This window comes from Paenibacillus sp. LHD-117, assembly GCF_030929555.1.
In the GTDB taxonomy this organism is placed as follows: domain Bacteria; phylum Bacillota; class Bacilli; order Paenibacillales; family Paenibacillaceae; genus Pristimantibacillus.
Map to the genome: position 1 here is coordinate 152,811 of NZ_JAVFVT010000010.1, position 19,741 is coordinate 172,551.

General features: G+C 56.0%; 12 protein-coding genes. 2 read left to right on the top strand and 10 right to left on the bottom strand.

Features of this window, described 5'->3' with window-relative positions:
• Nucleotides 1-33 precede the first annotated feature (33 nt).
• The 9 genes from RB620_RS10070 to RB620_RS10110 all read right to left on the bottom strand — a co-directional run bounded on the left by RB620_RS10070 (nucleotide 34) and on the right by RB620_RS10110 (nucleotide 17,317).
• Nucleotides 34-1,755, bottom strand: a complete 1,722-nt coding sequence (locus tag RB620_RS10070; RefSeq protein WP_308093953.1) for an amylo-alpha-1,6-glucosidase — start codon at nucleotides 1,753-1,755, stop codon at nucleotides 34-36.
• A gap of 178 nt (nucleotides 1,756-1,933) precedes the next feature.
• Nucleotides 1,934-7,330 (bottom strand): glycoside hydrolase family 66 protein, encoded by a 5,397-nt coding sequence (locus RB620_RS10075; protein WP_308093954.1) that lies wholly within the window; start codon nucleotides 7,328-7,330, stop codon nucleotides 1,934-1,936.
• Between the two features lie 188 nt (nucleotides 7,331-7,518).
• A complete protein-coding gene (locus RB620_RS10080; protein WP_308093955.1) occupies nucleotides 7,519-8,817 on the bottom strand; it encodes an extracellular solute-binding protein in 1,299 nt (432 codons plus the stop codon).
• Nucleotides 8,814-10,400 (bottom strand): response regulator transcription factor, encoded by a 1,587-nt coding sequence (locus RB620_RS10085; protein WP_308093957.1) that lies wholly within the window; start codon nucleotides 10,398-10,400, stop codon nucleotides 8,814-8,816. Before RB620_RS10085 ends, RB620_RS10080 begins: the two co-directional genes overlap by 4 nt.
• A complete protein-coding gene (locus tag RB620_RS10090) occupies nucleotides 10,372-12,195 on the bottom strand; it encodes a cache domain-containing sensor histidine kinase (RefSeq protein ID WP_308093959.1) in 1,824 nt (607 codons plus the stop codon). Before RB620_RS10090 ends, RB620_RS10085 begins: the two co-directional genes overlap by 29 nt.
• Before the next feature lie 96 nt (nucleotides 12,196-12,291).
• Complete coding sequence (locus RB620_RS10095; protein ID WP_308093961.1) at nucleotides 12,292-14,082, bottom strand: glycoside hydrolase family 66 protein; 1,791 nt, start codon at nucleotides 14,080-14,082, stop codon at nucleotides 12,292-12,294.
• A gap of 27 nt (nucleotides 14,083-14,109) precedes the next feature.
• Nucleotides 14,110-14,943, bottom strand: a complete 834-nt coding sequence (locus RB620_RS10100; RefSeq protein WP_308093962.1) for a carbohydrate ABC transporter permease — start codon at nucleotides 14,941-14,943, stop codon at nucleotides 14,110-14,112.
• Nucleotides 14,944-14,955: 12 nt separating this feature from the next.
• The gene (locus tag RB620_RS10105; protein ID WP_308093964.1) at nucleotides 14,956-15,861 is read right to left on the bottom strand and encodes a carbohydrate ABC transporter permease; all 906 of its coding nucleotides are present in this window, start codon (nucleotides 15,859-15,861) and stop codon (nucleotides 14,956-14,958) included.
• 124 nt (nucleotides 15,862-15,985) lie between these two features.
• The gene (locus RB620_RS10110) at nucleotides 15,986-17,317 is read right to left on the bottom strand and encodes an extracellular solute-binding protein (protein ID WP_308093965.1); all 1,332 of its coding nucleotides are present in this window, start codon (nucleotides 17,315-17,317) and stop codon (nucleotides 15,986-15,988) included.
• A gap of 325 nt (nucleotides 17,318-17,642) precedes the next feature.
• Between RB620_RS10110 and RB620_RS10115 the strand changes: the two genes are divergently transcribed.
• Both RB620_RS10115 and RB620_RS10120 read left to right on the top strand, forming a co-directional pair.
• Entirely contained in the window at nucleotides 17,643-18,398 is a 756-nt protein-coding gene (locus RB620_RS10115; RefSeq protein ID WP_308093966.1) for a carbon-nitrogen hydrolase family protein, read from the top strand.
• Nucleotides 18,399-18,446: 48 nt separating this feature from the next.
• On the top strand, nucleotides 18,447-19,121 hold the full coding sequence (locus tag RB620_RS10120; protein WP_308093967.1) for a hypothetical protein: 675 nt from the start codon (nucleotides 18,447-18,449) through the stop codon (nucleotides 19,119-19,121).
• Nucleotides 19,122-19,246: 125 nt separating this feature from the next.
• Here the strand turns inward: RB620_RS10120 and RB620_RS10125 are convergent, their stop codons facing one another.
• Entirely contained in the window at nucleotides 19,247-19,741 is a 495-nt protein-coding gene (locus RB620_RS10125) for a hypothetical protein (protein WP_308093969.1), read from the bottom strand.

Here is a 19,741-nt window from a genome sequence, read left to right on the forward strand (position 1 = left end):
CGCCCTCCGAATTCGAAGGGCGTAACTAGTGAGTTATTGCGCCGCGGTCGGCGCGTATTCGCTGGCGAGCATCAAGAAGACGCTGGACGTCCAGGTGAAGGCGCGGTCGCGAAGCCCTTCTCCCGTAAGCGCGTCGAAATTCTCGGCCATGCCGCTCTTGCCGGCCATGCGGCAGAACCGCTCTGCGGCAAGCGAAGCCAGCTCGGTTTCGCCGGCCGATGCGAGCCCGTCCGCCAGCAGCATCATGACCGGCGCCCAGATCGGGCCGCGCCAGTAGCCGTCAGGCGAGTAATAATCGCTTGCGACGTTCTCCGTCGCGAAGCCGTTCTCCGTCAGGAAGCGGCCCTCTTCCCGCAGCCCCGCAAGCAACGTTTGGAAAACATCCTCCGGCAGCCTGAGTCCGAGAATGATCGGCATATAGAGAAGCAGGCTGTCCCCTTGCCCTTCATGCCGCTCATCCCTCACGTACGCGACGAACCGGTCTCCTGTCCAGAACCGCTCCAGCATCCGGGCAAGCAGGGCGTCGGCTGCCATCTGCCACTGATCCGCTTCGATCGGTTTCCCTAGCCGCTCGGCGACGAGCGCGAGCGTTTCGCATTGCAGAATGAGGAACGCGCACAGCTCCGGCGTCTCGACGGGCCCTCCGTGCAGGAATACGGTGCTGTTGTCCCAGCCGCAGTCGTTGCCGTGCTGGTATTCCGGGATACCGTTGCCGTTGTCGTCCCGCTGCTCGAACCACCACCTCGTCCAGCGGGACAGAGGCTCGTAGACTTCCTCCAACTGCTCGGCGCCGATCCAGTCGGTCCGCTCCATCATCCACCTCAGCGTCCATCCGTGGATCGGCGGCTTGCAGCAGTTCCATAACGCGTACTTATCGTTGATGAAATCGGGCAGCGCCCCGCTTGCGTCCTGCGCGTCGAAAAAAATCATGAACTGATCCCAAGCCAGCTCCGGCCTGGATCGGATCAGCGCCATCGCGTTAAAGCAGTGGTCCCAGCTCCAGATGTTTGTCATCCAGTTCTTGGACATATACATCGCCTGTCTCGTCAGCAATCCGCGCTTCGGCACCACGCAAGACCAAGTTATATAGGCGGCCAGCTCGCGCGCTTCGCTCCACTCCGCTCTGACGGGCAATATTTTGGACAACCACTCCCGAAACTCCGCCCCCGCTTCCGCCCTGCGTTCCGCCATGGGCGCGAACGCCCTGACGGGCGGCCGCACGGTCCAGAACTGCTCCAGCGTCGCGTCGACGGTCCCGTCATGTCCGGGAGCCAATTCGGCCAGCACGTAAGCGCAGCGCGTTCCCGACCACGGCGCATCCACGCGCAGCCCGCCTGAATGGCACTGCAGCATGAACCTCGACTCCGTCGTGAAATGGTTGATCTCCCATCGCCCGTCGCTCATCGGGGACGCGTAATCGTAGCTGCCGCCGGTCAGGCTAAGCCGCAAGCCGACGCCCGAAGCATGGAGCTGCAGCGTCCTTTCGCCGGTCACGCAAATTTCCGCCGAGCCTTGCTGGCACGAAATGAAAAGGCCGTCCGGTGAAGCTTCCATGTCCGTTGCCGCTTCATCGATCGCAGATCCGGTGCCGCCGTCGATCAGTTGAACTCGCAGCACGGCCCCATGGCTAAGGTCGCCTCCTTGAACCGTGCGTATATATAATCCTTGCTCCAGATCGCCGACGCCTCCGAGCGGAGATACGACCAGAAACGAGCCGAATCGGCTATAAGGCACTTGCTTGATATCGAATACCATCCGTTTCCCTCCCAAGCTGCAAACGTTATGTTTTCAGTGTAGAGGATGAACGGTTTTCGGCAGACTCGCGGGAGGCGCGTATTGTTCGCCATTTTGTTGGCAGCGGGCCGCGCCATGCCTTGCTTTCGTCTTTTTGTCGGGTTTCGCTCCCCTTTTTGTTCGGTTGCAATGAATACGACTATAACAACAGAGAGATAAGATGCGCTGCTTGCGCTCTCGTTAACTCCTGCTTCGGCGCGAACTTACGGTCCGACTTGCCCTGCAGAATGCCCGCGGCGCTCAGCCTCGACACCGCATCCTTTGCCCACGGGGCAATCTCGCCGGAATCGGCATACGACGGCTCCGTCGCCGTATCCGAGGCGCCTCCTTGGATGCGATCGATCGCGACGGCCGCCTCTTCTCTCGTAACGGGCGCATTCGGCGCGAAAGCATGATCGCTTCGTCCCTTTAGCCAGCCCGCTTCATAGACGGCTGTCACGCTGCCGGCATACCAAGCGGACGAACTGACGTCCCGGAAAATGGAGTCCCCTTCTCGCTCCTGCAGACCGTAGGCTCTGGCTAGCAGCGCCGCAAGCTCGGCTCGCGTAACCGACGCTTCGGGAGCGAATTCCCCTTTGCCTTTCCCCTTCACGATGTGTTTGGCGCTTAGAGCCTCTATGGCTGCAGCGGCCCAATGGTCTGCAGGGATATCCACATAAGCCTGCTTCCAGGCAAGCGCTGTATAGCGGCTAAAATGCGACAGCTCCGCTCGCAGGACGCCTTTCTCCGCAGCTCCTCCGGCATAGCTCCATCTCGAAAGCGCGTCATCATGGACGTATAGGCCCGTCAGCGGTTCTTCCTTGCCGGCATCAATTCGAAGTTCCAGCTTCACCCTATCGCGGAAATCATCCTCCATCGAGGTAAATCCGTCGTCCGATAGCAAGCCCAGTCGGAACGAATACATCCCGGATACGGGCACGGCCGTCGCGTGCGCAGGAATCTGCGACAGCGAACCGAGTAGCTTCTCTCTCTCCTCTTCGGATATCGGCGATGCGATTACCGCCACATATCGGGTCCCCTCCGATTGCATTCCTGCAGCCTGTCTCAGGACGGACGCCGGGAAGCTCAATTTCAGTCCGTTCCGGACCAGCTCAAGCGGCCGATCTCCCAGCAGCTTCAAATCGGCAACAGGAAGCAGAAGCGTATCCTGTCCTTCCTCGAACTTCACCGCGATGCTTTCGGAGGTCGCTGTCAGCTCTTCCCGGCTGACGATCCTTTCGTTCAACTTCGCCTGTCCGTCGGCCGGCGGAACGTAGCCTGCGCCTTCTCCGCCGGATGCGGCTTTCCCTTTATCGATGATGATCATTTCCCAATATTCCAGAGAAGGCACGTTGATCAGCAGATCGGTACCGCTCCATTCGAAACTCAATTCCCGGAACATGCCGCCATCCCTGTCCGGAGAAGCTGAGTATGCCTTCAGCTCCGGCCATCGACCTTCCGTTTCGCCTATCGGATACCGAACGACCAGATTTTGCTGAACCTCGGGAGAGGCCGCGGCGTTACGCCAGTTCTCGTCGTTGCCTAGCAGGTTGACAAGGTGAACGAGCTCGTATTGCTCGAAGCCAACGTTATCCGCATTGTCCCGAGGGAGGACTAGCAGCGATTCCGCGGCGCCTTCGCCGCTGACGGCGACATCGTTGCCGTCAAAGTCCGTTACAGAAACGGCTTTGTCCACGTTCAACCGACTGTCGAACAATAAATTTTCATAAGCGGCAAAAAATTTATAGTAATCCTTCAGCGCTTCCTTCAACGAGCCTTTCATCTTTTTGCTGCGGTTCGGGTAATATTCGTGCGCGAGCATGTTCGGACCTTCCTGAAGCGATTCGGCCGTGCCGAGCTCGATATGCGTCGCTCCCATCGCCGCAAGCGCCGCGTCCGTCAAGCGGACGGACGGTTCGTCGAAGAAGCCTAGCGTCATGCTCTTCAGCGTGATGCTGCCCTTGTCGTCCGATTCATGCCGCAGCGTGATTTCGTGCATGCCTTGGCTTAGGTAAGGGACGATATAGTAAGCGTCCTCGTTAAACGAATCGCCGTTCGCCGTTGGCGCAAAGGAGAGGCGCACCGGTTTTCCCGATTCGTCCAGAGCCGGCTCGCCGTCGATATACAACGTCTTGGTCGACGCTGCTCCGTCATTGGAGTACGTAAAAATAAGCGAGGTTTCGCCCTCTTGCCCGATCTCGATCGGGAACGCGATCTCGTCCCCTGAATGACCGAAATGAAGCAGCAAATCCTTGTACAACACCATCGGCGGCAGCGCATCGGCCTTCTCCGCATGCAGCTTCTTCCCGCCTACGGAAAGATAATCCAGATCGATGCCTTCATCGTCCCGCCCTTCCAGGCGCAAAACAATTTCATTCGCGCCTTGCCGCAGCTCGATGCCTTGCGTGACGAGCTCCGTCCAAGCGCCTCCCGAATGCCCGAACGAAAGCTCCGCCTCCTGCTTCGCGCCGTTCACGTACAAGACTCTTGCGGCGCTTTCCCCGGATGAGGAACCGTTGCGGTACCTCCATGTCAATTCGGCCGTTTCGTCAGCGGCCACTTCTAAACGAAAGGTCAGAAAATCGTTTTCTTCAGCAAAATCCGTCGCATAACCATCGCTGACCGCAATGCCATGACCTTCCGGACCAAAAATAGCATCCTCGGCCTCATATTCGGCATCTGCCGCAATTAGGCTGTCCAGGTTTATATATTGGCCGTCCGTAGCCATTACGAGTTCTACCCTATGCGTCCCCGGCCGGATCGGAACTTTGATCGACTTCTCGGCCATTCCGCCGTCCCAGCCCCCCGGAGTCGCGCCGAATACGGCGTCCTCGGCGATCAGTTCGCCATCCCAATAGATATCGAAAGCAGGGTTGTTGCCGCTGCGGTACCGGAACGACAGCTCGTCGGCCTCGCGCGTCGCCTGGATGTCGAAAGCGACGCTCTGGCCCGCGCGGCCGTGATTGTCCGTCTTGCCGAGCGTCATCCGGACGCCTCCATTCTTCGCCGAGACAGTCTCCCAGCCCGTCTCGGCCGATTCCGCCTCGAATTTGACTCCGTCCAACTCGATATAATCGATGGCGATTCCCGACACATCATCCTGCAGTTCATGCTTCAACGTCAGCACGTTCAATTCGGCCGCGTCGCTGATATATACGGAAGCTTGAGCGGTCGACCACGCTTCGCCCGTCGCCGGCAACGCCACTTCCCCCGCCTTTCTGCCGTTTAAGTAAAGGGACCGCTTCGATTCCGCCCCCGGATTGCGATAAGCCAGCGTGATCTCGTATCGGCCGCTGGCAGCGACAGCTCCCGCAACGAAACGAAGGAAGTCGCCTTTCTGCATGAAACGGTCCGCATAACCGATCTCGCCGTTGCCCGCATGCTGCTCGATCTTCGCCTCCCTCGTCGGTTGCCAGCCGAATTCCGTCTTCTCCGCTTCGTATCTAACCGTGCCTACCTGCGCGTAGTCCAGCTTAATGCCCCTATCCGTCGCGCCGGTATGCTTCAGCACGACCGTATTGGCGCCGGCGCGAAGAGGCACTACGATTTCCGTGCCGTTCTTGAAGTTTTCAAAGCCGCCCGTAGGTGCAAAAGCTAGATGGTCTGCAACCGTTTCGCCATTGATCAGTACGTCTCTCGAAGCTGCCGACGCGGCGCTGTACCGGAAGCGAAGCGGATATAGTCCGTCGGTCTCCGCGTCAACTTCGAAAGCGACATAGTCGCCTTCCGTCTCGAAATAATAGACATGCCCGTATTGATCCACTTTACAGCTGATCAGCTCGGCATATTCCGCTTCGTAAACTTGCGCGAAATCCGCTCCGCCGACAGTAAGGCTATCCACGTTAAGCCAGAGATCATTCGTAGCGAGCTGGAGCTTGATCGTATTGGCCCCCGCTTTCAGATCCGCTTGCAGCGAAAGCTCCGCAACGGGGTTGCCCCAGCCGGTTTTCCCCGTGAAGTCCAACTCCCCGTCCGCCTCCTGCCCGTTAACGGAAAGCTTGCCGACCGGGTTGCCGCCCCCGTTGTCATGACCGTAATGAAGCGTCAGCCGATACGTCCCCGCTTCCGGCGCTTGCACCGTCCAGACGATCGCGTCCTCGTCCTTCTTGCCGAAATCGCCTACCCAGCCGTGGGCTTTGCCGATTCGCGATTGAAACTCGACCGTACGGGCTACGTTCTCAAGCTCCTCCGCCGGGTAAACGTCGCCCGTCGCCTGCTTGTAGTTCATATAGGCCGCGATAACCATCGCTTTGTTTCCGTTTTTTGATTTCGTATCCTCGATCACTTTAAGCAAATCGCGGTAATTGTCTTTATCCGTCCATATTTCGCTGTAATCGAAGTCGGTCATCGTGGACGGGCTCGGCACTTCGGAATACCCTCCGTTGCCGCCGACCATATTGAAGGTTACGTCGTTTTTGCCGGGATCGTTGACCGTCAACGCTTCCTTCGTGGCATTGATCAATTCGTCGTAATCGAGCGAGTAATAACGTTCGTTGCCATAATAGTCGTACAGAAAGTCGTTGTCCGAAGCCCCCCATTGATCGAGATGAATGCCGTCGAAGCCAAAGTCGTCGACCGAGCGGCTGAACTCCCGCGTAATGTAAGCCTGCCACTCCTCATTGCCCGGATCCTGCAGGTAAAGCGCAGACGGTACCCAATCAAAGAAAAAACCGTTCTGGTACATGAGCGGATCGGGGTTCGGAAACCGGGCGTTTTTGTTGTACAACCCCCATTCCTTCTTGACGCCGAACTTCTCGTATTGCTCTCGCGCCGCGTAATTCATTTGGTAAGCCATCGCGGCTGAGCCGTATTTCTGAGCGGCCTCCGCCTGCTGCTTGACCGTTGCCGGATACAGCGGCCTGCCGAGCAGATCGTCATAGGAAAGTCCCGGCGCAATCTCCTGCGTGACGAATTCCCCGTTCTCGTCCCGCAGCGGCTCGCCGTTCTCGTCGAGCTTGGAAATGACCGATACATCATGCCGCCACATCCAGTCGTAAAACTGATAGCCGTTCAAGTAATACTCCTGAGACAGCTGCTTCAGCTTCGCGTCGCTTTCCTCAGACGTTTCGTCCGGGAATTCGGACGTATAGCCGTAGCGCGGGAAATGCGTCCAATCGCTGGATACGTCTACCGCCGCCGTCTTGAAGGCATTCGGCATTTCCTCGATGTACGCCTTGACGAGATAGCCCCGGAAATCCGTTGCCGGCGGCTGCCAGTTGACGGTCAGGTCGGATTCCGCGCCTTCTTGGACGGTAATCTCCCGTTCGACGCTTCCAACAGGTCTGTTCGCCGAATAATACGCCAGAATCAGCTTTCCGCTCCAACTCGCCGACTCGTTAAAGTCGATATGAAATTCGGCTTCTTCCCCAGGCTGATATCTCGCTTTGCTGACAGTCAACGCCTCGATGGGCGATTCAGGCACTGCGGCGTCCGCCGCACGCGCCCCTTCTATCGAAGCCGCTTCGGCGTCATAAACGCCAATAGGCCCGAAGAACACTTGCGTGAGCAGCGCCGCCGAGCAAACGACGCTTAGCAATCCGCGCTTCCAATTTTTCATCTTCCAATCTCCCCTATTCCCGATAATGAAGTTCCTCTTCAGTATGCGGAAAAGCCACTCGAACGGTAACCGCTTTCATATCGATGAAAGTGTCATATATTATCAAGTGTTGGGAAAAGCCGATAAAAAATAGGAAAGAAGGCCTGCTCGAAAGGCGCCGCGCTTTCGAATCAGCCCTATCCCATTGTTCAGCTGCGCTCTGCGGCCTCAAGCAGAACGTCCATCTTCCGCGCCGCATCGTCCAACGTTTCCTTAATGTTTTCTCCCCGGATGAAAATGTCCTCCATGGCCGAATTGTAAATCCGCTCGATCTCATTCCACTGCGGAATCGACGGACGGTAGAAGGCGTCATGGATGCTCTCCATATACGGCGCCAGGTAGAGGCTGACGGTTCCTTTCGCCTTGCCTCCTTCTTCGAACGCATCCGTATTGACGGGAATAAGCCCGGCCTCCAGTAGCTTTAACTGCGTCTCCTTACGGGTCATCCAGCTCATGAAGATCCATGCCTCCGGCTTGTTTCTCGTGCCTTTCGTCATGACCAGATTCTCGCCGCCGATGATCGACCTGTAATCCCCGCCGCTCGGGAATGGCACGGGCCTCGTCCGCTGCAGCAGATTGACGTCCACGCCGGCGCTGTTGAGCAGGATGCTGTAATACCAGGGTCCTTCGTCCATCATCAGAAGTTTCTGGGACGCGTAAACCTCACGCCAAAGATCCGCGTTACCTGCAAGCAGCGAAGGATTGATGATGCCATCCCGGAACAGCCGGAGGAGCTCTTCCGCTGCCGCGACGCTCCGGTCGCTATTGAAATACCCTTCCGTCCGCGTAAACGCCTCGTCCGCAAGCTGCCCGCCATTCGCGAAAAAGTACGGGAGACTGTTCCACAGATCGATGCCGGTCATCCCGAGCGTATATCCGTTTTCACGCGCCAGTCTCGCGAGCTCCGCGAAGGAAGAAGGCGGCTCTTGCATTCCCATTTTGTCGAGAAGCCTGGTATTGTAGATCGCGGCCTTCGTCGTTATGTTAAGCGGCAAGCCGTATACATGACCCTCGTGGCGGTTCGTGTCCAGCATTCTGCCGCGGAGCTGCTCCGATACGGTATCGAAACCCGGCATCGACTCGATTGGATGCAGCAGCCCTCTCTGCGCGAAAACCGGAATCCAAGTGTAGTCCATTCGGATAATGTCTGGTGTCTTGCCGGCCGAAGCGCGGGCGAGCAGCGCGGCATGGTATTCCCGGTTATGCGTTTGCCTGACGGACTCGATCACGATGTCGGGATGCTCGGCCTCGAACGCCGGTATGATCTCCTTCTCGAACAATAGCGTTTCTTCGTCGCTGTACGTATGCCAGATGACGATTCTCTTCTGCGGTTCCTCTCCGATCCGCTTCACCGTATTCGGATCGTCGATAATCGAGTTGCCCAAGCAACCGGAGAGCGTCGTGAGCAAGACGGCCAACGCCAAACAACGGAGCGCGGCCCGCTTCATTGCCGTTCTCCCCCTCTCCGCGGCTGTACGGCAGACGCCGGGGGAAGCCGGCGCTCCCGGTACTCGACGGGCGAATGCCCGGTCATCTTTTTGAACAGCTTGCTGAAATATTTGACGTCGTTAAATCCGGACCGCTCCGCCACCTCGTACACCTTCAATTCCGTGCCGCCAAGCAGCTCCTTCGCCCGCTGAACGCGCAGCGTGATGACGTAATCGATAAAGTTTTGCCCCGTAATCTTCTTGAACAGGATCGAAAAATAGTTTTTGCTGACATGTACGTAATCCGCCACCTGTTGCAGCGTCATCGATTCGAGATAATGTCCTCTTATATAGTCGAGCGCCTTGTCGATCGGATGGTAGGAGCTTTGGGCGTCAAAGCTGTCCGAGCACGCCTTGCGAAGCTCGACGATGCTGGTCTGCAGCACCTCGCACAACTCCCCGAGCGTCTCCGTTTTGAACAGCCGGTCGAACGATTCAACGAGCGCGTAAGGATCGACCTGTTGCTTGAACATCATCGACAGCACCTTGCTAGCCTCTTCCTTCAACGATAGCGGCGAACAGCCGCCATGCGACCAGTCGATGCGCCACTCTGTGAGCAGCGCAGCCAGCCGCTCGTCGTCCGCGCCCTCCAGCGACTGATACGAAGAAGGCAGACGAAGCCCATCGCGCCGAACCGCATCGGACGACTCGTAGCCATAAATGCCGCTTCCAACAAAAAAACCTCGATCCGAAGCCAGTCTGCTGCACGAGTAAGCTTCGCGAATTCCGGCCGTCTCCTCCCCTCGCGCGAAACCGATCGTCACGCTTGCCCCGCTTTCCTCCTCCATCTTCGCCTTCAGCTTCCGCAGCCGGCTCGCTTGCTCCTCCCGGGACTGGGGCGCGGGCAGCAGGAAAAAGAGCTCATGCTCCGCGGTCTGCACCGCGATCCCCTCTTGTTCTTCCCCGTACAGCGCTTCCGCCAGCTGTTCCAGCACCACGGATTTAAACAAGTAACCCTGTTGCTCCTCGATCAATGACACACGGTTCAACACGATTGCAAGTCCCAAATAACCGTGATCCAGCCAAGCCGGAAACACATCGCCCTGCGGCTTTCCTTCTTTTTGCAGCAACAGCAGCTTCAGTTCGCCTTCGCAGCGCTTGCGAAGCTGCAGCATCTCCTCGCCGTTGCCCACCTGATCGACACGCTGCCCTTTCTTTCGCGCTTCCTTCTCCAGCATAACCAAGCAGCGCCTGACCACCTGCTGAAGCTCTTCCGGCTCAAGCGTATGCTTCAGAATATAATCCGTAACGCCAAGCTTCAAGCCCTCCCTGACATATTCGAAATCGTTATGGCTGCTCACCAATACAACCTTGGTTTCCGGATACAGCTCAAGCACCCGCTTCGATAGGGCAAGACCATCCAGTACCGGCATCTTGATATCGGTAATAAGCAGATCTACCGGCTCCTTCTCGAGCAGTTGCAGCGCTTCCGCTCCGTTCGCGCAGTCCGCCACAAGCTCGACGCCCTCCTTGCTCCAGTCGACGGACGCCTTGATGCCGAATCGAATTATCGGCTCATCGTCCACGATGATTGCCCGCCACATAGGCATCCTCCTTTGGTATCAACAAGATTCGTGCCAGCGTGCCGCCTTCCTCCCGCGAATGAATCGACACGCCCGATTCCCGGTCGAAATAAAGTCTCGTGCATTCGTATACATGCTGCAGGCCGATACCCGCTTCGCCGTCTTTGACCGCCCTTTCGACCGACTCCAGCACCTTTTCCTTGCCGGGCAACAGACCGATGCCGTCATCGAATACCGTAATGATCGTCGCTTCGCCTTCCCGCGCAACCTCGATAACGATCTCCCCGTCGCTGCCCTTTGGCACGATGCCGTGGAATATCGCGTTTTCCACGAGCGGCTGAATAAGCATTCTCGGCACAAGCAGCTTCGCCGCTTCTTCATCCTTGCGGACATGAAGCGTAAATCGCCGGCTATAGCGCATCTCCAGAATAACCAAATATTTTTCGATAATGTCGAGTTCTTCTGCGATGGTGATGAAGTTCCCTTTCCGCCCCATATTGGCCTCGAGCAGCCTGGTCAGTGCGGAAATGCCTTCGTACGCCCGCTCGGATTGTCCGTATTTGATCAACCAGCGGATCGTGCCTAGCGTGTTGAATAGGAAATGGGGATTGATCCGGTGAACGGCCGCCCTCAGCTCCGCCTCCTGCTTCAGCCGCTGTTCTTCCGTTACCTGCTCCATCAGAAGATTGATGTCGCCGATCATTTTGTTGAATTGATGGCTCATGAGCCCGAATTCATCATTCGTGTTCACATCCGTACGGACCGTCAAATCGCCCTTCTGCACCTGCTTCATGCCCCGGGTCAGCTGCTTGACGGGCTGCGTAACCCTGCTTGCGATAATAAGTCCCATGCCGATGCCAAGTAACGTAAAGATGCCGAACGAAAACAAAATATTGCGGTGCAGCGCGCTTAGGCGATCCGTGATTTCGTGAACCGGCACCGTGCCGACGAGCAGCCAGCCGTTGCTTAGCGTCTGCTTCACCCCGTAATAGGGCACCTCGTCGCGCTTGAATTCGAATTCGATATAGGGATTGCCCGTCACATGGGCCAGAAGCTCCTCGTTTCGAACGATTTGCCCGATGCTTTCGGTATCGGAAGCGACCATAATCCGCCCCTCGCCGTTGACGACCATAAAACTTCCCGTCTTTCCGAGCTTCATCTCGTCGATCTTATCGATGACCTTCCGCCCGTTCAAATTAACGAGAATATAACCAACCGTTTCCCCGCTGTCATAATCTTTGATCGCCCTGCCGATCGGCAGCACCAGTTCCGTGGTGTCACCGCCGCTGCTTAGCTGGTCCGCGCGAATTTCGTTCCAGACCAGTCCGCCTTCCAGCTTCTCCGCCTCTTGGGCCCAAGGCTTCTCTTCCACGAAATAGCGGGCAAGCTTGATCCGTGAGAACGTGCCGCTTCCCCAGCCCGTTTCGTGATCCTTCAGGACGTACACGATATTGACGAAAGAGCTGGAATAGACGATGTTGTTCAGGAAACTTTTCATATATTCCTCGTTCTCCCGCCACAGGAGCAAATCCGCTCCGCTCGCGGGTTGGTTCGCGATGACGTGCTGAACTCTCGGATCGATATAGATCATGTCGGACACGTCGCTTCCCGCGTTGAATATAAACGATAACGAATCCGCGCCTTGCTTGGCGATCTGTATGGAAGCCTCCCGTACATTTTGTTTCACCGTAGAATTCGACACGACATAGAAGGAGAAGCTTGTGAACAGCGTCGGAATTAAGATAACGAGAACGAATGCCACGATCATTTTAGTCGTAAACGACATGCGAAACCGCATTCGAAGTTTATCGGACATGCTTCTCCTCCCTTTCTGTCGTCTAGTATACACTGAGCGGGCCGAACTTGCTTTCCAACGGCGCAAAGACGCCCCCGCAGGGCGCCTTTAATTGCATTAATATTCCAGAACAACCATGTTCCAATACTTCAAATGCGGCAGCGTCAGCGTAAGCTCGCCGTTCTTCTGCTCGAAGTCCAGCGCGACCGGCGATCCGCCGTAATAATCCGGCGACGCGACCCATGCCTTCTTCACTTTGCCGTCCATCCGAACCGTCAGCTTCACGTCCTTGATTTCCTTCGGCTCCGTTTGATCCGCGCGGTCATCCCGCCATTCCATTCCCTTCGCGTCCGTGAAGTTGATCAGATGCAGCACCGCGCGGCCCTGCGCTTCCTTAGTGAAGCTCCAAACCTTGCCGCGCTCCGGCAGGTCGGACAGCTCCGCGGCTTCGGTCCCGGCGACCTCCAGTTCCTTGTCGACGGTTCCGTCGCGAAGCAGGTTCTGGTAAGCCGTCAGGAAGTCGTAATAAGCGATCAGCGCGACCTGCAGCTCCTCGGTCATCCTCAGATTGCGGTTCGGAAAATATTCCTTCGCCAGCATGTTCTCGCCAAGCTCCAGATGAGAGGCGCCGGAAGCGAACATGACGGCATCCGTCAGCAGAACGCCCGGCATGTTGAATTCGCCCGCGGAATTCGCGTGGTCGTAGTTCATGTAAGCCGCGAACACGGTGTTCAGCGCGCCTTTGCTGTATTTCAGGTTCTGATCCGTTATTTCTTTCAGATTGCGATATTGCGGATGCGCGTCCCATACTTCGGTGTACAGGAATTTCACGGGCGTCTTCGCGATATTCGCTTGCCCGAATTGTCCTACGGCGTTCATGACGTAATCGACGTCGATTGTTTCTTTCGCCTTGTTCATGAACGATTCGTAGGCATCCGGCAGATTCACCTTATCGGCGTTCGCGTCGTACAGGATGCCGCGGTCTCCGAGCTGATCGACATGCCAGCCGTCGAACGGCAGGCGGTCGAACACTTTCTTCTCTTCGCGGAACAAGTAGCTCTGCCATTCTTCGTTCGCCGGGTTAAGCAGCATAATATCGCTCGCCCAGCTGTCCGGCAGCGGATGTTTGTCTTGGTTCTTCAGCAGCGGGTCCTTGAACAGGCCCCATTCCCGCTTGACGCCGTCCTGCTCCGAATCCTCGAACGCGCCGAAGAGAAGGTTGTAGTTCATCGCCTTCATGTTGCGTTCGTGTGCGAGATCGATATAACCGCTAACCGTATCGTAAGCAACCGGGCGGTTTGCGATCTCCGGCCATGTCTTCGCCGGTGCTTCGCCTTCCAGCTTCATCGGCATATGGTGTTTCCATTGCCAGTCGTAGAATTGGATGCCGTTGATCCGATACCGGCTCAACCGCTCCATGACCGCCTCCTGCTCGGAAGCTTCCATCGCCATAAAGTCGGCAAGATAACCGTACCTCGGGAACTTGCCCCAATCGGAGGATACGTCGACTGCGATGTTCGCATGGTCGACGATTTCCTTGTCTTGCTTCAAGAAAATTTCCGTCATGTATCCCCGGTAGTCGTCTTCGGACGGCTGCCACTCCCAATTGACTTCGGGTGATCCGTCCCACTCGATCGCCTTCTCTTCCACGATCTCGTCCAAATGCTTGTAGCGGACGACGAGGTCGCCGCCCCCCGCCGATTCGTTCATCTTGAGCGTAAAGCGAACCGGGTCTCCGGGATTGTATCTGGCCTTATCCGTTGTCACATACGACAGCAGGTCGGCGTCGCCCGCCTCTTGCGGATCGATCGCCGCTTGATCACGAGCGCAGCCTCCGATCAGCGCGGTAACGACCAGAACGCCGGCTCCGATCGCCGCCGTTTTCATGCGGGATGCTTGAGATTTCATATCGTGCTCCTTTTTCGTGGATTAGCTCTACCCCTTCACGCCGCCCTCATTGAAGCCCGATTGCACGAACTTCTTCTGGAACGTCACGTAGAGCAGGATGACCGGCAGCAGCGCGATCATGGATGCCGCGAACACTTGACCGTAGTTGGTCGAATATTTGTCGTTGAACATGAGGATCGCGATCGGCAGCGTCCGCATCGCCTCGCTCTTGATGAGCGTCAGCGCCAGGAAGTATTCCTCCCACGTCCCTTGGAAAATAAAGATGGCCAGCGTGCCGAGCGCGGGCAGCGACTGCGGCAGGTAAATGTTCCAGAAGATGCGCCAGCTTCCGCCGCCGTCGATCAGGACGGATTCCTCCAGTTCCTTCGGAATGCTCTCGAAGAAACCTCGCAGGAAGAACACGTTGCCGATGACGCCGCCCGCGATATAAACGAGCCATAAGCCGCTGTACGAGTTCACCAGCCCCATGTCTTTGATGATGACGAACTGCGGGATGATGTTGATGACGCCCGGAATAAACATCGTCAAGAGGAAGATCCGAAAGACGAGCTCCTTGCCCGGGAAGTCAAATCTGGCGAAGCCGTAGGCCGTCAGCGCTCCGAGGAACAGCGACCCCACCATCGCGACCGAGGTTACGATGACGCTGTTCATGAAGTAGCCGACGAAATTGTTTTTGTTCCATACCGTGACGTAGTTGGCGAAGTTGGCCTTGACCGAGAACACCTGATCCGGCTTCGGCAGCGTGTTCGTGCCTTGGAAGAACGTCGTCAGGATCATGTAGATGAACGGGAAGACGAACAGAAGAGCGCCCGCTATGATGATCGCGTAAACGACGAACTTGTTGATAAACGATGTTTTCATGTGCGCTTCTCCTTAGAACATTTTTTGTCTTCCGATTTTTTTCATCTGCGTGTAGGTCAGGACGAATACCAAGAGACCCATCATGACGCCCATGGCGGAAGCCGGTCCGAACTTCAGGTTCTGGAACGCTTCGATGTAGATCAAGCTCGGGATGACATGCGTTTGGTTCATCGGGCCGCCTTGCGTAATAAAGTACACTTGCGGGAAGAAACCGAATGCCCCGTTGATGAGATTAATGACGATGAACAACGTGATCGGCTTCAGCAGAGGAATGGTTACCCGCCAGAACCTCTGGTTCGCGTTCGCGCCGTCGATCTCCGCCGCTTCGTACAGGTCTTTCGGGATGCCTTGCAGCGCGGCCAGATAGATGACGACGCCCCAGCCGACCGTCTTCCAAATATGGAACAGCCAAATCATGACCATGGCGGACCAGTAATTGCTGCGCCAAGCGATCGGCTCGTTAAGGATACCCAGCTGCTTGTGGAGGATATAGTTGATGAAACCTCCGTCGCCGTCGGCGAACAAATATTTGAACAAGAGTGCGATAATGATCCACGAAGTCACGATCGGCAAATAATAGACCGTCCGGAACGCAATCTTGAATTTGACGAATTTGGCATTGATCAGCACCGCGAAGAAGATCGCGAGAAACCAGTTGATCGGCACGGTACCGAGCACGTTCAGAAACGTATTGCGAAGCGCGATAAGAAACCGGTCGTTCGGATCCTCGAATACTTTCGTATAGTTGTCGAAGCCGACCCACGGGTTCTCCGCGTTCGGCATGATGCTGTAATCCTGGAAGCTGATCATGATGTTTCGGATCATCGGATAAATGACGAATACGGCAATGCCGATGAAGCCGATCGCCACGTAGGGCAGCACAGCCGCCCATTGCCGCAGCCCTGACTTGAATTTCATGAGCCTCGAGGCCTCCTTTCTGCAAATAGGGAATCGGCCGACGCGCGTCGACCGTAAGGGAGGAAGGGTTCTTCGCCTGGGCGCCGCCCGGCGCAGCCGCCCTTCCTTCTATCGGATACCGTCTTTATTTCAAAATCGCGTCGATCTGCTTCACGGCTTCGTCCAGCGCGGCCTTCGGCTCTTGCTCGCCGCGGATCGCTTTCTCGAATGCCAGGTTGAAAATCGCTTCCACTTCGCCCCATTGCGGGATCGGCGTACGCGGCAGCGCCGTTGCGAGCTGCTCGACGTACGTATCCACGAACGGAATGTTCATAGTCTTCATGGCTTCGGCAGCCGTTTTATTGGAAGGAATGAGGCCCGTCTCCGCCATGATCTTCTGCGGCTCTTCCGTCAGCATCCACTTCGCGAACGTCCACGCTTCTTCCGGATGTTTGGAGTTCGCGAACATGACCAGGTTCTCGCCGCCGATGACGGAACGGCTGCCGCCGTCGCCAGCCGGCATGACCGCTCTAACCGTCTGCTCCAGCGGATCGAAGCCCGTCGCTTCCTTCTCCGCGATCTTCGTGCTGTAGAACCAAGGGCCGTCGTCGCTCATCAGATAGTCGCCGCTGATGATGCCGTCCCATGTCCCAGGCTCGCCGCCAAGCATAACCGGAAGAACGAGGCCTTCGTTGTTCCAATCCACGATCGTCTGCAGCGCCTTCACACTCGCGTCGCTGTTCAGGTAACCGTCGACTTGCGTGTAGTCTTCGTTCGTGATGGAACCGCCGAGACTCCAGAACCAAGGGCCGAGACCCCATGCGTGGATGCCGGATACGCCGATGCCGAACTTGCCTTTATCCTTCAGCGTCCGAGCCGCCGCCGCCAGCTCGTCCATCGTCTTCGGCGCTTCCGTCAGACCCGCTTCCGCGAGCGTCGCTTTGTTGTAGATCGCAACCTTCGTATTCGTGTTGACCGGCACGCCATAGTAACCTTCGTTGTAGTAGTTCGTCGCCATCGGCGCTTCGAACACGCTGCCTTTCAGCTCCTCGAAGCCTTCCAGCTTGCTTACGTCCATCAGCGCGTTCTGCGCCGCGAATTCAGGCACCCACACGATGTCCATGCGCATCAAGTCCGGAGCCGCGTCGCCCGCAACGCCCGCGATAACTTGCTGCTTCAGGCCCTCGTACGGCATACGCGTCAGCTTCAGCTCGATGTTCGGATAAGCTTCCTCGAACGCCGGCTTGATCTTGTCCGTCAGCACGATCTCTTCCGCGTCGCTGTACGTGTGCCAGTACTCGATCGTTACCTTCTTGCCGGACGGCTTGTCGGTCCCACCATTGCTTGCCCCGCCATCGCTTGCGCCGCCGTTACCCGCGTTGCCGTTGTTTCCGCCGTTGCCTCCCGCGCATGCCGCCATGACGAATACCATCACGAGCGCCATGACCGCAAGCGCTGTTTTTTTCAAATTGCTCATTCTCTATTGCTCCCCTCTATTGCATGTCGATTTGGCTACACTCTGATTATCGCTTGCGAGCTGGCAATCGGTAACCGTTTACATTCTCATGGTCGTGTCGAATATTACCGAGTCGGCGGCGCTCCCCGCGCCTTGGTGTCCGATATTACGATGGGGCGTAAGATTGTCCCCCTTCGTCGCAGGCCTTCACGCGGAAAAGCAAAAACCCGTTACCGGCGGCAAGCGGTGCGGGCTCTTTTCACCATTTCGTTATACAAATAATCGACTTGCGGTTATCATTTGACTATGCGTCAAATCCATCTTAATCCGCTCTAGGAGGATCACCATGCGAATCGGACTAGCTCAAACCAGATTTCCATCAAACCTGAAGGACGGGATGGCTGCGGTCAAGGAGATGATCGAGAACGGGGCCAAGCAGCATTGCGACCTTATTTGTTTCCCGGAATCCATCATTCCCGGGCTCCGCGGCGTAGGTTACGAAGTCGAGGCTTACGATCATCCAAGCATAAAAAAATCCCTTGAAGCGGTCGCCGTTCTCGCCAAGCGGCACCGGATATCCGTTATTTTGCCGATGGAATGGGAGGATGAACTCGGTTTGCATCTGGTCGCTTTCGTCATCTCGGCCGAAGGGCAGGTCATCGGGTACCAAACGAAAAACCAAATCGACCCGGATGAAGACCAATTCGGTTATACGCCCGGAGCGGGGCGCCGAATGTTCGAACTTGAGGGCGTGAAATTCGGCATCGTGATCTGCCATGAAGGCTGGCGATATCCGGAGACCGTCCGGTGGGCCGCGCTTCGCGAAGCCAGCATCGTGTTTCATCCGCAATTTACCGGCCGGACCTCTTCATCCTTTTATGATGACGCGATGGTGTGTCGGAGTCAGGAAAACCGGATCTTCTTCGCCAGCGTCAACTATGCGCTTCCCGACCAAGGAAGCCGGACGGCGGTCATATCTCCGTCAGGCGAGCGATTGTGCGCCGCTGACCTTGGGAGGGAGCAACTCGTCGTTTGCGATATTCGTCCCGAGGAGGCTACCGGACTGTTAGCCCGGCGTTTGCGCCCCGATCTGCTCCTATGATCGCCGCGTTTATCCAATGAAGGAAAAATTGAAGCAGGAGACCGATACATGAAGAGGATCGGTTGTTTTCACGCGCATCATTCCAATATTGAACTTATCGATAGAGCGTTGGAGGGATTTAATGTCGAGCTTATCCATTTTGTCGACCCAGGGCTGGACCGGCTGAAAAAAGATCCCGGTTTCACCATGCAGTTCGCCGAGAAAAAGGTGCTCGACACGCTGGAATGGATAGAAAGCTGCCATGTTGATGCGATCTTGGTCACATGTACGTTTTTTACGGGCATCCTTCGCGATGATCTCCATGCTTCCCGGGTTCCCGTCATTAAGATCGATGCACCGTTGTTCGAACTGCTTACGGAGCAGGACAGGCCGGTTGTTTTGGTATTCACCAATCCCCAAACGATCGAGGGGACCATGAAGCGGTTCAATCAATTGATGGCAGGCAAAGGAATAGCTGCTCGCGCGGAAGCCCGGCTGCTGGAGGGAACCTTCGAGCTCATCATGCAGGGCAGGAAGGAAGACTATCTCCGCGAGGTGACCGCCGGCTTCATTCGAATCGCCAAAGAAAATCCCGATTTGCTTATCGCAGCCGCGCAATTATCGATGGCTCCCGCCGCTCGGGATGCCGCAAGCGTCATAAGTATGGAAGGAATCCGGACGGCGAATCCATTGGATGCGTTATCCGGTTATTTGGAGGACAAGCTGTCGCTAGGCAGCAGATGAAAGTAAGCACGGGACAAAAAAAGCCTTGCATGAACCCGATACGATCGGGCGTTGCAAGGCTTTTTCCTATTCCGGCATACGTCTATGCCCGCTTATTTCGTCACGCCTATCTTCTCAAATTGAAATCACATTTCCTTGGGATTTTTGTAGCACCAATTTGCATCATACGAAGACATCATTTTTAATTTGCTAATTTCTTCACATCCATATACCCAATCATAATCTGTTATCCATAAGTAATCATTCTGATTAACTTTCAAATACTCGTAAACAAAATCTAGCAACAGATGTTGCACTCCAAAAATTTCTTCTATGTGACCAACTTGAACTAACGATAATTCATTGTCTAGATCTAAATCATTATAATAATAAAAATCGATACTTGGATTGCTGTTAGAATGGACGTACATTAATAATGAGTGGCTAGAATCTTCGGATAATACCTTGTCAGTGCTAATGTTCAATGTTCGATATGAAAAGTCACCTTCTAATGTTAAGTGTTGGTAATTATCAATATGCATATTAATTCCGGCGTGATTTGTTGCAACGCTAATGTCGTTTAGTAGCTTTTCATGTGAATAAGTAACTTTTTTCGTTAATATAACTGCCGTTGTTCCCAT